The sequence below is a fragment of the Sphingopyxis sp. 10G20-10 genome (assembly GCF_057365075.1).
In genome coordinates this window covers 2,577,528-2,590,436 of the sequence record NZ_CP195117.1, presented here as the reverse complement: position 1 = coordinate 2,590,436, position 12,909 = coordinate 2,577,528, and the positions used below count along the sequence as shown (strand labels likewise).

Annotated in this window: 12 protein-coding genes; 10 read left to right on the top strand and 2 right to left on the bottom strand. The window is 59.7% G+C overall.

What is annotated here, in order from left to right; all coding sequences use genetic code 11:
- Positions 1 to 2: 2 nt before the first annotated feature.
- The 10 genes from eda (at position 3) to ACR3XE_RS12520 (ending at position 11,529) form a co-directional block, all read left to right on the top strand.
- A complete protein-coding gene (gene eda, locus ACR3XE_RS12565; RefSeq protein ID WP_473700293.1) occupies positions 3 to 599 on the top strand; it encodes a bifunctional 4-hydroxy-2-oxoglutarate aldolase/2-dehydro-3-deoxy-phosphogluconate aldolase in 597 nt (198 codons plus the stop codon).
- Positions 600 to 668: 69 nt separating this feature from the next.
- Positions 669 to 2,252, top strand: coding sequence for an HAD-IB family hydrolase (locus ACR3XE_RS12560; RefSeq protein ID WP_473699857.1), 1,584 nt, complete (start codon positions 669 to 671; stop codon positions 2,250 to 2,252).
- A gap of 3 nt (positions 2,253 to 2,255) precedes the next feature.
- Entirely contained in the window at positions 2,256 to 4,619 is a 2,364-nt protein-coding gene (locus tag ACR3XE_RS12555; RefSeq protein WP_473699858.1) for a glycerol-3-phosphate 1-O-acyltransferase, read from the top strand.
- Positions 4,616 to 6,172 (top strand): wax ester/triacylglycerol synthase family O-acyltransferase, encoded by a 1,557-nt coding sequence (locus ACR3XE_RS12550; protein WP_473699859.1) that lies wholly within the window; start codon positions 4,616 to 4,618, stop codon positions 6,170 to 6,172. Before ACR3XE_RS12555 ends, ACR3XE_RS12550 begins: the two co-directional genes overlap by 4 nt.
- Positions 6,173 to 6,195: 23 nt before the next feature.
- Positions 6,196 to 7,638, top strand: coding sequence for a DUF3336 domain-containing protein (locus ACR3XE_RS12545; protein WP_473699860.1), 1,443 nt, complete (start codon positions 6,196 to 6,198; stop codon positions 7,636 to 7,638).
- A 2-nt stretch (positions 7,639 to 7,640) separates the two neighbouring features.
- Entirely contained in the window at positions 7,641 to 8,492 is an 852-nt protein-coding gene (locus ACR3XE_RS12540; protein ID WP_473699861.1) for an alpha/beta hydrolase, read from the top strand.
- A gap of 11 nt (positions 8,493 to 8,503) precedes the next feature.
- Complete coding sequence (locus ACR3XE_RS12535; protein WP_486185780.1) at positions 8,504 to 9,436, top strand: alpha/beta fold hydrolase; 933 nt, start codon at positions 8,504 to 8,506, stop codon at positions 9,434 to 9,436.
- Positions 9,437 to 9,475: 39 nt separating this feature from the next.
- Positions 9,476 to 10,477: an NAD(P)H-dependent glycerol-3-phosphate dehydrogenase gene (locus ACR3XE_RS12530; protein ID WP_473699864.1), complete on the top strand. Its 1,002-nt coding sequence runs from the start codon at positions 9,476 to 9,478 to the stop codon at positions 10,475 to 10,477.
- Between the two features lie 137 nt (positions 10,478 to 10,614).
- Positions 10,615 to 10,947 (top strand): hypothetical protein, encoded by a 333-nt coding sequence (locus ACR3XE_RS12525; RefSeq protein ID WP_486185779.1) that lies wholly within the window; start codon positions 10,615 to 10,617, stop codon positions 10,945 to 10,947.
- Positions 10,948 to 11,118: 171 nt separating this feature from the next.
- Positions 11,119 to 11,529, top strand: coding sequence for a hypothetical protein (locus ACR3XE_RS12520; protein ID WP_473699866.1), 411 nt, complete (start codon positions 11,119 to 11,121; stop codon positions 11,527 to 11,529).
- Positions 11,530 to 11,574: 45 nt separating this feature from the next.
- Here ACR3XE_RS12520 and ACR3XE_RS12515 read toward each other — a convergent pair whose 3' ends face one another.
- Both ACR3XE_RS12515 and ACR3XE_RS12510 read right to left on the bottom strand, forming a co-directional pair.
- Positions 11,575 to 12,306 (bottom strand): anti-sigma factor family protein, encoded by a 732-nt coding sequence (locus ACR3XE_RS12515; protein ID WP_473699867.1) that lies wholly within the window; start codon positions 12,304 to 12,306, stop codon positions 11,575 to 11,577.
- On the bottom strand, positions 12,303 to 12,791 hold the full coding sequence (locus ACR3XE_RS12510; protein WP_473699868.1) for an RNA polymerase sigma factor: 489 nt from the start codon (positions 12,789 to 12,791) through the stop codon (positions 12,303 to 12,305). The genes ACR3XE_RS12515 and ACR3XE_RS12510 overlap by 4 nt, the downstream gene beginning before the upstream one ends.
- Positions 12,792 to 12,909 lie beyond the last annotated feature (118 nt).

Here is a 12,909-nt window from a genome sequence, read left to right as displayed (position 1 = left end):
TCATGGCGCTCGCGCCGGTCATCCCCGTCATTGTCATCGACCGCGTCGAGGATGCCGTACCCATGGCAGAGGCGCTGGTCGCGGGCGGCCTGCCGGTGCTCGAAGTCACGCTGCGCACCCCCGCCGCGCTCGACGCCATTGCGGCGATGAAGTCGGTCAAAGGCGCGGTTGTCGGGGCGGGAACCGTGCTCGACCCCGCCATGCTGCGTAGCGCGATCCACGCGGGCAGCGAGTTCATCGTCTCGCCCGGTCTTACCGACAATCTGGGGCAGGCGGCGGTGCAGTGCGGCATTCCCTTTCTGCCGGGCATCGCCAATGCCGGCGACATCATGCGCGGCATGGACATGGGCCTTTCGCGTTTCAAATTCTTTCCGGCGGTCACCAGCGGCGGCATCCCCGCGCTGAAGGCGCTTGCCGGACCCTTTGGTCAGTTGCGCTTTTGCCCAACCGGCGGGATCAGCGCCGCGACCGCGCCCGACTGGCTCGCGCTCGATGCTGTCCTGTGTGTCGGCGGCAGCTGGGTCGTGCCGTCGGGACCGCTGGATGCGGGCAAGATAGAGGCTTTGGCGCGCGAAGCCGCCGCACTCGGGCGCCATTGATATACGCGACATTAACTGCCACTGTGCTTTGCCAAAGCGGCGGGAAAGCCGCTGATAGGGAGGGCGCAAGTGCCACGGCCGCAACATCATCTAGAGGAAGTGCTCGCATCGGAACCCGGCGCGCATATTGCGGCGCTGTTCGATTTCGACGGCACGATCATCTCGGGCTATTCGGCGACCGCGATGTTGCGCGAAAAATTCCAGCGCCGCGAAATGTCGGTGGAGGAAATTGCCGAAACCGCACAGGTCATCGCGCAGCATAGCCTTGGCAATATCGGCTTTTCGGGGCTGATGTCGGCCGCCGCCAAATTTATGAAGGGCGTCGACGAGGCCAGCTTCAACCAGTTTGGCGAGGAACTTTACGCCAAACATATCGCCCGAAAAATCTATCCCGAAACCCGCGCGATAATCGAGGCGCATCAGGCCAAGGGCCACACCGTCGCGATTATTTCGTCGGCGACCATCTATCAAATTGAACCGACCGCCCGTGACCTTGGCATCTCGCACATCAAATGCAGCGCCTATGAGATCGAACACGGCGTTTTCACCGGAGAGATTATCCGCCCGCTTTGCTTTGGCGAAGGCAAGGTGCTCGCCGCCGAAGAGCTGGCCGACGAATTCGGCCTCGATCTGGACGACAGTTTTTTCTATTCGGATAGCGACGACGATATCGAGCTGCTCGAACGGGTCGGCAAACCGCGCCCGCTCAATCCCAATCTCAAGCTCAAGGGCATAGCCGATGATCGCGGCTGGCCGGTGCAGCGGTTTGAAAGTCGCGGCACGCCCGGCTGGACCGACTATGCGCGCACAATTTACGCCACCACCTCACTGGTCGGGGCTTTTGCCGCCGGTCTTCCGATTTGGGCGCTCACCAAATCAAGGCGCGAAGCGGCCAATTTTTCGACCGGTCTGTTCGGTGATTTCGCCACCGCGATTACCGGCGTCGATCTGGAGGTAGAGGGCGAGAAGAATTTGTGGGTCGCGCGTCCGTGCGTGTTCATTTTCAACCATCAAAGCAAGGCCGATGTGATGATCATGGCCAAGCTGATCCGCCGCGATATGGGCGGGGTGGCGAAGAAGGAAGTGAAGGACGTGCCGATCCTCGGCAAATTGATGGAATGGGCGGGAACTGTGTTCGTCGACCGCGCCGACGGCAAAAGCGCGATCAAGGCGATGGAGCCGCTGGTCGACGCGATAAAGGTCGATGGCAAGTCCATTTGCATCGCACCCGAAGGCACACGTTCGCTCACTGCCAAGCTCGAACCTTTCAAAAAGGGTGCCTTCCACCTTGCGATGCAGGCCGGCGTGCCGATTGTGCCGGTCGTCATCCACAATGCGACCGACGTCGCGCCCAAGAATGAATTTGTCATGCGCCCCGCAACGGTTCGGGTCACGGTGCTGCCGCCGATTGATGTCAGCGGCTGGAGCGCGCGAAAGCTCAACGCCCATGTTCGCGACGTGCGCAACATGTTTCTGCGCACATTGGGCCAGCCAGAGGAGACCGTGGCGCAATCGGTGGCACCGGCAACCGATCCAGCACCGCCCGAACAACCGCCCAAAAGCCCGCCCGCCCAAAAAGCCCCCGCCAAGAAAGCGGCAGCCAAGAAACCCCCCGGCAAAAAATCTGCGCCGCGCAAGGGAAAGGCTGCCTGATCGGTGGCAGAGGCAGCGACCAGCGCAGCGGTCGCAACCGCCGGTGCCGGGGCGGCCAACTGGCTTTACATTCTCGACATTCGCAATCGCGTTGAACGTCGCGTCCTGCTCGACTGGATCAATGCGCCATCGAGCCGGATGGACGATACGACTGCGCCCCTATCAGTCAGCCTACCAATTGCCGACAGCGACCATGACCTGCCGTTGGAAGCGCTGCAAACGCGGCTTGGCACGTCTTCGCAGATGGTCGTTCCCCTGCGTATAGCCTGGCGTATTCCGGGTTTTGAACGCAGTCGGACCTTGAAATTCCGACACCTGATTTTCGGTGATCCCCGTAACCCGGGATCACTACGCGCCCGTTTGATCCTGATGCGCGATCCGCGCCGTGCAGAGGTGTTGGTGGGCGAGGCGGCGACGCTTGAGCAATTGCAGGCGCGTTTCGCTGCTCAGACGGGGGGAGATGGACAGGGCTCCAATGATAAGGAGTTTGCGGGCTTTGTAGCGCGGCAGGCGGGGCTTGCGCTCGATGTCGCCGAACGCGGCATCCGTGGTAGCCGTTACAAAGTGCCGCGCTTCGTCGCTGACGGGCTGCGGACCAGCCCCAAGTTCCGCGCCGCGCTCGCTGATCTGGCGCGTGATGCTGGAAAGCCAGTTGGCGATCTGTTTCGCGAAGCGCGCCCTTATATGAAAGAGGTCATTGCCCGCCCGAGTGCGCTGTTCCTCGATCTGCGCTCGCGCTTTGACCGTTTCATGTTCGGGCAGGGTTATGACAGCGAAATGCAGATCGACAAGGTCGAGGTCGAACGGCTGCGCGCGACGCTGCGCCAGCACCCGACCTGCATCTTGTTTACGCACAAAACCTATATCGATGGCGCGACGCCCAGTCGGCTGCTTTATGAAAATGACATGCCGATGCTACACAGCTTTGGCGGGGCCAATCTGGATTTTGCGGTGGCCGGCACCTTTTTCCGCCGGTCGGGTATGATTTTTATCCGCCGGTCCTTTCAGGGCCTGGCCGTCTATAAAGCGGTTCTGCGACACTATATCGCCTGGCTGCTCGAAAAACGCTTTCCCTTGTCCTGGGCGTTTGAAGGGACGCGGTCGCGTCTCGGAAAATTGATGCCGCCGCGTTATGGCTTGATGAAATATGTCCTTGATGCCGCCCATGCGACGTCGACACGCGATGTTCATTTCGTACCCTTTGTGACCAGTTTCGACCTCATTCGCGATGTCGAGGAATATGCCGCCGAACAAACCGGGCGCACCAAAAAACCGGAATCTTTGGCATGGTTCCTCGGCTATTTGCGCAGTCTGAAAGAACCGTCGGGGCGCATCCGCATCGACATTGGCGAACCGGTGGTGATCGCGCAGGCGCCCGGTCCCGAGGATAAACATGCGCTGGAAAAAATTGCCTTCGCGGTCGCGGTCGAGGCCAATCGCGTTACCCCGCTCACCGTCACTTCGGTCATGTGCCTGATGCTGCTCGGCACCGCGCCGCGCGGCGCTACGGTGACCGAGTTGATCGCGACCATCACCCAGATTATCCGCTGGGCGCGCGAGCGCAATATTCGCCTCAGTCGTGAACTGGAAACCGGGGATAGCGACGAACTCAGCGCCACCGTCGATACGCTCGTCGCCAGCGGCCTGCTTACCCGTTACGATCATGGCAGCGAGCGGGTGTACAGCATCGACCCTGCCAAACATTTGATGGCCAGCTATTATCGTAACAGCATCGCGCATCATTTCCTTGATCGCGCGATGATCGAACTGGCGCTATTCCAGCTGCGTGACACCGACTGTGATGATTGCAGCACCGCCTTTTGGGCGCGCATCGACCGCTTGCGCGACCTGTTCAAATTCGAATTTTTCTATCCGCCGCGTGAGGCGCATCATACTGCGCTAGAGGCCGAACTGGCGCGCATCGATCCGCAATGGAAAAAGCGGCTGGGCGGCGGTGATCGCGGCGTTGGCCAGCTTCTCCGCCGTTGCCAGCCGCTCGTCGGTCACGCCATTCTGTTGCCCTTTGCCGAGGCCTATTCGGTGGTTGCCGATCTGCTTACGCGCCAGCCGCTGGGGCAAGAGGTGGACGAATCCGCGCTGCTCTCCGACGCGCTGACCGAGGGGAAGCAAGCCTTTCTTTTGCGCCGGATCAGCAGCGAGGCCGCCATCGGAAAGTTGCTGTTTTCCAACGGCTTTGCCTTCATGCGCCATAGCGGCCTGACCGGCGCAGCGACGCCAGAAATCCAAACCGCACGGCGGCATTTGCTGCACGAATTGCGCGGCCTGTCGCATCAGATGGAATCGATGCGCCTTGCTACGCTCGCGCTGGCCGACCGGCTGGCGGATGAACAGGAGAGACGGGTATGATCAAACAGTTGAGCGCACAGGATGCCCAATTCCTCTATCTACAGACCTCGAACAACCTCACCCATATCATGGGCGCCTATATCTATGATCCGTCCACCGCGCCGGGCGGCAAGGTGCGCTTCACCGATATCATCCGTCATGTCGAAAGCCGCGCCAGCACATCGCCGCTGTTCAAGCGCCGGCTCCACCGGCTGCCGCTCGACATGGACCATCCCTATTGGGTCGAGGACGAACATTTCGATATCGAGGCGCATATGAGCCATGCGCGGCTGCCCGAACCCGGCGACTGGCGGCAATTCTGCATCGCCACCGCGCGTCATTTTTCCAAACCGATGGATATGAACCGCCCCTTGTGGGACATTTATGTCATCGAGGGGCTTGATCGCATCCCCGGCATCGCACCGGGCAGCTTTGCCATGCTCCACCGCGTCCACCATGCCGCGGTCGATGGCGCGTCGGGTGCCCATGCCTTCATCGCGATGAGTGATATCGACGCCAAGGGCACGCCAGCGATAGCAGAACCCCCGCCAATCGAGGAACTGGGCGCGCCGCCGTCGAGTGTAGAGGCGCTGTCGCGGGCGTGGAGCTCATCGATGCAGTCGCCGGTCAAATTTGTGAATGCGCTGATGAAAATGTCGCCCGCCATTCTGTCGGCGGCGCGCAAGACGGTCAGCGAGGGCGGAACGACTGCCGGTGTGCCCGAAACGCGGTTCAACGCGCCGGTCGGGCCGCACAAGATGTTCGACGCCGCCATTTTTGCGCTCGCCGACTTTGCGGTCATCCGCAAGAAAGTGCCGGGGGCAACGGTCAATGATGTTGTGCTCACCACCTGCGGAGGGGCGCTACGCAAATATCTCGCCCATCATAAGGAACTGCCCAAGGAGAGCATTGTCGCGGTTGCGCCGATCAACCTACGCGGCAAAGGCGGAAAGGCCGATAAGCCTGGCAATCAGGTGTCGGCGATGAGCGTGCCCATTCGCAGCGATATTGCCGATCCGCTGAAACGGCTCGCGGCGGTGCGCGACTATACGATCGAGGCAAAGGAAGCCAAGGCGGGGATCAGCGCGCGGGTGATGACCGATCTGTCGCAACATATCCCCGGCGCGACGATGGCGGCGGTGGCGCGCATTTTGACCAACGAACGCTTTGCTGTGCGTCAGACCAACTTGTTCATCTCGAACGTCCCCGGCGCGCAGGTTCCGCTCTATATGGCGGGGGCTTTGCTTACCGATCAGTTCGGCATGGCACCGCTGGCCAATAATATGGGGCTGTTCATCGCGACGCCGAGCTATAATGGCAAAATCAGCTTTTCGGTCATATCGGACCGCGCGATCATGCCCGACATCGCCTTTTTTCGCGAGTGTATCGAGAAAAGCTTCGCCGAGCTGCTGGCGGCTGCCCCAACCGAGACACCCACAAAAGCCGCTACGGCAAGGCCGAAGGCGCGGAAAAAAGCTGTGCCCAAGGCAAAGGCCAAGCCCAAAACAAGAGCAAAAGCCAAGCCGAAACCGGTTGCCAAACCGAACCTAACCAGCAAAACCAAGAAAAAATAAACCATGTCTTGCAGGACGACCGCATGTTTTTCACTCCGACGCTCAGCGCCGACCGCGATCTTATGACCGCATCCGATTATACCAGTTGGTCCAAAGCCGCGCAGGACCATGACCGCAAATCGGGCGCGCAAAAGTGGCGCGACAGCGACGAAAGTCGACATTTTGACTATCGCATGATCCGGCAACGGCTCGAACGGTTGCAAGCGCTGTCCGCGAAGAATGACGCCAAGGGACTGCTTTTTGCACTGAACGAAGGCATCCACGGTAATATCGACGGCATGGGCCATGAACGGCTCTATGCCAAGGCGCAGTTTGGCACCAAAAAACTGATCGAGGCCTATGTGGCAGAGGTCGTTGCGGCGCTCCACACCGTCGCCGCTTCGCGCGCTATCCCGCGTGAGGAAAAGCGCGACTTTTTACGCCGCGCCCAGCATTGCTATGGTCGCTCGGCTCTGCTGCTCAGTGGTTCGGGGTCGTACATGTTTTTCCATGTGGGCGTGGTGAAGGCGCTGTGGTCGGAAAGCGTCTTGCCCTCCATCTTGTCCGGTTCGAGCGGTGGCGCGATTATTGCTGCGGTAGTGTGCACCCGAAAGGAAGGCAAAATCGGGGCCTATCTGGACAGCGCCGCGCTCGCCAACCCCAATGCCGACCCAAAAATTCGGCGGCTGGCATCCGACGAGGTCCGTGCGCGGCTGGCCGACATCATTCCCGACCTAACCTTTCAGGAGGCCTATGAGATCAGTGGGCGCCACCTCAATGTTTCAGTCGCCCCGGCTGAAAAATATCAGAATGGCCGCCTGCTGAACGCCATCACTTCGCCCAATGTGCTGATCAGGGAAGCGGTGCTGGCATCATGTGCGGTGCCCGGCGTCTTTCCGCCGGTGAAGCTCGCGGCGCGCGACGACAAGGGGCGGCGCGTTCCCTATCTGCCCAACCGGCGCTGGGTCGACGGCTCGGTGACGCATGATGTGCCGACCAAGCGGCTCGAACGCCTCTATGGGGTCAACCATCATATCGTCAGTCAGGCCAACCCGATCGCGCTGCCCTTTGCCACCGATACCCGCAAGCAAATGGCGCCAATCGAGGCGATCCAACATGCCTCGATGATGACGTTCAAGGCATGGCTCAATGCCAATATGATGATCTTTCAAAAGCCGCTGGAAATGGTGCCGCCGCTCAACAGCCTCGCCAATATGGCGCGCTCGGTGATCAATCAGGATTATACCGGCGACATCAACATCATCCGCCCGCCCAAATATTGGTCGCCGACCAAAATATTGAGTGATCTGGGGCAAGCGGATATAGACGAGTTGATCGACACGGGGCTGCGCACCGCTTGGCCCAAAGTGGAAATGGTGCGGACCCAGACGGCGATCAGCCGCGCGCTGGAGGCGATATTGTTCAAGATCGACAAATCGGGAGACGATGGTCCCGGCCACCGGGCGCTGAAAAGACCGGTGCGCTGACCTTGACCGATGCCACCCTCATCTTGCCGAAAGGATCAACTGGTGCGGGGGCGCGAATTCACACAACACGCTGGCTTCCGGCTGGCACGCCGCGCGCAATCGTCGTGCTGGCGCATGGTTATGCCGAACATGCGGGTCGCTATGAGTATGTCGCCGGACGTTTGACCGACGCGGGATATGCGGTTTATGCCATCGACCATATCGGCCACGGCCGGTCGGACGGACAGGGGGGATATGTCCCGCGTTTTTCGGCATTTCTTGACGGGATGGACGCGCTGATAACGCTGGTCTCGGTCAATCATGGCGATGCGCCACGTCTGCTCCTCGGCCATAGTATGGGCGGGTTGATTTCTACCTTGCTACTGATCAATCGCCAGCAGGATTTTGTCGCCGCAGCGCTGTCTGGCCCGGCGATTGTGCCGGGCGCGCCACCGTCGAAACTGACCATCTGGATCAGCCGTTTCCTGTCGCGCTTCTTTCCGAAAATGGGCGTGCTGGGGCTCGATTCCAACGGAGTCAGCCGCGACCCCGCAGTCGTTGCCGCCTATCTTGCCGATCCGTTGGTTTATACCGGCAAGCTCAGTGCCAGACTGGCATCGGAATTTTTTGACGCGATGGCGACGGCGCGCGATGGTGCGCCCAAGATCACGCTGCCCTTGCTGTTACAGCATGGCGAAAAAGACAGTCTCGCCGCGCCCGAAGGCTCCCAATATCTGTTTGACCATGTCGGATCGACCGACAAGCGGCTCATCATTTATCCCGACCTTTTTCACGAAATTTACAACGAACCGGAACGCGACGCTGTCTTGGACGATTTACTCGCATGGTTCGACGCACATGTTGCGCCAGAATAGGGGGCAAAGCCATGCAAGAACTGCTAATCATCATCGCCGCATTTTTGATCTTGCTGTTTCTTATCTATTGGCTTTTTCCGGACCAGATCGTTGCAATAGGGCGCCAATGGCTTCGTCGACGCGGCAAGTTGGTCGAAAAATATCTCACTATCGACGGGCGTGTCTGGCCCTATCTCGAAGGCGGTGATCCCGACGGGGTGCCGCTGGTGATGGTGCATGGATTTGCGGGCGACAAAGATAATTGGGCGATGATTGCACCCTATTTGACCGGCGAGTTTCGCTTGATCGCACCCGACCTCCCGGGTTTTGGTGAAAATGACCGCGACCCGAATTTGGCATGGGACATCAGCAGCCAGACTGCGCGGCTTAAGGATTTTCTGGACGCCATGGGGCTGGAAACGCCGCACCTTGGCGGTAACAGCATGGGTGGCTGGATCGCGCTGCGCTATGCCATCGAATATCCCGACCGCTTGCGTACACTAACCCTGCTCAACAACGCCGGGGTCATTGGTGAACATGAAAGCGATCTGCAGAAACAGGCGGCGAATGAGGATTATAACCCGCTCATCCTTACCGATCTCGACGATGCAGATCGATTGATGGCAATGGTCGTACACAAACCGCCATATTTGCCGTCACGTTTCAAACCGGCTTTTTTTGGCGACACGCTGCGCCACCGTGACTTGCTGGACAAGATTTTCTGGGTCATCGCCACCGAAGGCCGCGATGCGCCGCTCAACGCGCAACTGTCGGCGGTCAAAGTACCGACCCTCATCATCTGGGGCCGTCATGATCGGCTGATTGACGTCAGCTGCGTGGCCGAACTCAAGGCGGGGATCGTGGACAGCGAAGCGCATATCATGGAGCATGTCGGCCATGTCCCGATGGTCGAGGACCCAAAGACGACCGCCGCTATCCAGCGCGCCTTCCTTGCCAAGCACTGAAATTCTCGCCACTCTTCCCCAAAAGGCAAAGGGGACAGGATGCGATTGAATGTTGGACTGCTGGGCGGCGGGAGTTGGGGAACGACCGTTGCCTCCATCGTATCGCGCAATGCGCCGATCAAGATGTGGGCGCGCGACCCTGAAACGGTTGCGGGCATCAACACGGATCGCGAGAACCGCAAATATCTGCCAGACATAAAATTGCCCGCTTCGCTGCACGCAACCGACAGTCTGGCCGATGTGGTGGCGGGGGCCGATGTCCTAGTCATGGGGGTCCCTTCGCACAGTTTTCGCGCGGTGCTGGAGGAGGCGCGCGCGCATCTGCGTCCGTGGGTGCCGGTGATCAGCCTGACCAAGGGGCTTGAACTGTCATCGGGCAAGCGGATGACGCAGCTGATCGAGGAGATTCTTCCCGGCCATCCCGTCGGCGTCCTGACCGGACCCAATCTGGCGCGCGAGATTATGAGCGGACAGGCGGCGGCGAGCGTTTTGTCGATGGAGGATGAGATTGTCGTCCGCGCGCTCCAGCCGGTTTTCCATTCGGGCCTGTTCCGCGTCTATACCAACACAGACTTGCTGGGCTGCGAGCTGGGTGGGGTGCTCAAGAATATCATCGCCATCGCGGTCGGCATGGGCGACGGTCTGGGGGCAGGCGACAACACGCGGTCGGCGCTGATGACGCGCGGGCTGTCCGAAATCACCCGGCTGGGCGTTGCGATGGGCGGTCGCGCCGAAACCTTCGCCGGCCTCACCGGCATGGGCGACCTCATCGCCACCTGCACCAGCCCGCTCAGCCGCAATCGCCATGTCGGGGTCGAGCTGGGCAAGGGACGCGCAATCGACGCCATCATCGCCGACATGCATATGGTGGCAGAGGGCGTCAAAAGCGCGCCGACCGTAATCGCGTTGGCAGATCAATATGGCATTGAAATGCCAATCGCGCGCGACGTCTTTGACGTAACGCAAGGAAAACGCGGCGCCAGCGAAGTCTTCCGCGGCCTGCTCCGTTCGTCGGTCGGCGACGAGGCAGACGCCGGATAAGGTCGGGACTTCGGGCAGGACGGGTGACTTCGACGCCCAAATTTGGATAATGTGCGAAAATTCGGACGGCTCGGGATGAAAGCAGGTCGTTGCTTCGTTGTACTCATGGAACGCACATCAACCAAGGAGGACGTTCGATGAAGAAATTTGCAACATTCGCGCTGCTGTTGGCCGCGCCGGCTGCTGTCTTTGCCGGTGCCACGGGCTATTCGGCGCCGCCGGGATTTGAGCCCCCCCAAATTCGCCACAGCCCGATTGCCGGGATTCAGAATAAATATTGGTATAATTATCTCGCCGACGTGAACGAGGCCGATAAAGAGCTGAATAGCGATCTCGCCCGTGCCTCTGACCGCGAGGACACATGGGACGCCTGGGACGAATGGGCGAACGAACTGGTCGATGCCGACAAGGATTATGTGAAAAAGATGCGCAAAAAAGGCTATCGCGCAGGACGCGTAACTGTCGGCTAATAATAGAGAAAATCTTTTGAGCCGTAAATGAGGACGGGTGCTGAAATGCGCCCGCCCTTTTTTATTGTGATCCAGGGTGCCGCTGTTCTGATTTCCAGGCTTGATGATTGAATTGGCTAACAAGGATATTGAGTGCTAGCTTACCGCTTCTCAAGCGAAGGGGATATGGATATGAAAAATATCATACTGATCAGTGGCGTTGCTTTGCTAACGCTAACTGCCTGCTCTGGCGCTGAAAAGTCAAAGGCACCTGAGGCGGAAAATGCCGCGACTGTGGCACCTGTGACCGGGCCGAAAGCAACCGATGGCGGGCCGATCGCCGGAACCTTTGAAGTGACGTCCGCCGATGGGGTTGTTTTGACCCAAAAGACGGCAGAGGATGGCACGATAGCCACGACTGGCGCTGATGGTAAAACCGTCAAAGGGACATATACGGAGGATTCACCCAACCGCATTTGTATCACGAACGACGGTGAGACCGAGGCGACCTGCTTCATGCAAACGATTGATGCACAGGGCGTGTGGACTGTGGTGAATGAGGTGGATTCCAAGGATGTTTGGACCATAAAGCGTGTCGGCTAGCGGATTATAGCTGCCAAACTATAGCTTTCGTTTCGGCGAGCCTGTTTACTCCGGCATTGCGGCCTCAGGCCAACCCGATGCCATTGCTGCCGTTTCGTCGGCTGCATCCAATGGCGCTTCTGCCATCATCTCGGCGGCGGCGCTTGTTAGTGTGCCCGAACTTGCCTGACGATAATCGCTTTGGTGGGTCCCGCTTATTGTCTGTTCCAGTTGCCAAACCCCGTCCTTATGGCATCCGATGCCGGCAATGGCGGAACTGTCAAAGGTGCGGCAATAGCGTCCGTCCTTGGCCTTGAAACTGAGCCCGATCCGTACATCGGCATCGACGGCCTGGTTTGATGCAAGCTGCGTGTCGAGCGCTTTGGCAAGCGAACCCGACGCGATCAGCGCGCCCTTTTCGGTCGTCACCGGTCCGCTCGGTGACAGCGGACCAAGGCCAAGCGTCAGGCCGAGGGCGAGGCAGGCCGCCATCGCGCCCCTTTGCACAGCATTGAAACGCGGACGCGCTTTGGCGTTATCCTGTTTCTCCGCCAGTCTGTCGGGTAAACTTGTGTCGACCTTGGGGTCCCCCGCCAACAGGGCGGTCAGTCGGTCGGGCACGGATTCGCCCAGCACCGGATCATAATGGGCGCTCAAACGTGATCTCAGCGCACGATGCCGGTCGATCGCCTTGGCGAGGGTGCTGTCAGTCTCGGCCTCGCGCTCCAGCTTGCGGGCCGCCAGGTCGTCGAGTTCGCCATCGACATAGGCGGCGATGGTCGCTGCGTCATAGGTCATGCGGCTTCTCCCAACATGTGCATCAGGCTTTCGCGTCCGCGCGCCAGTCGCGATGTTACTGTGCCGATCGGCACTTCCAATATCTCGGCGACCTCGCGATAGGCATAGCCTTCGACAAGGACGAGCAGGACCACCTCGCGTTGTTCGTCGGGCAGGTTCGCCATGGCGGCGTCGACGTCGCTCAAGCCGACCGCCGATTCCATCTGTTGTTGTCCATCACCCGCAATCTGCACAATCTCATCGTCAATCACGGCATGTGGCCCCCGGCGCGCGGCGGCGCGACGGTCATCTATCCACAAATTGCGCGTGATACGATACATCCAGCTATCCAATCTTGTCCCGTCCTGCCACTGGTCGCGGGCGTTCAGCGCCTTTTCAATAGCGCCCTGACACAGGTCGTCTGCTTGCGCGGCGTCGCGCGTCAACCCGCGGGCAAAGCGCCGCAGTCTGGGCAGTAATTCCACCAGTTTCTGTTCAAATTGCACAGGCGTTAATTTCACCTCTGGGGAAGAAACGCCGCCACCCTATCGTTTCTTCCCCTACATGATAATTATTTCTGCGCCGGATCGATTTTAACTGGTTCATCCTGACCTCAGGCGGCGC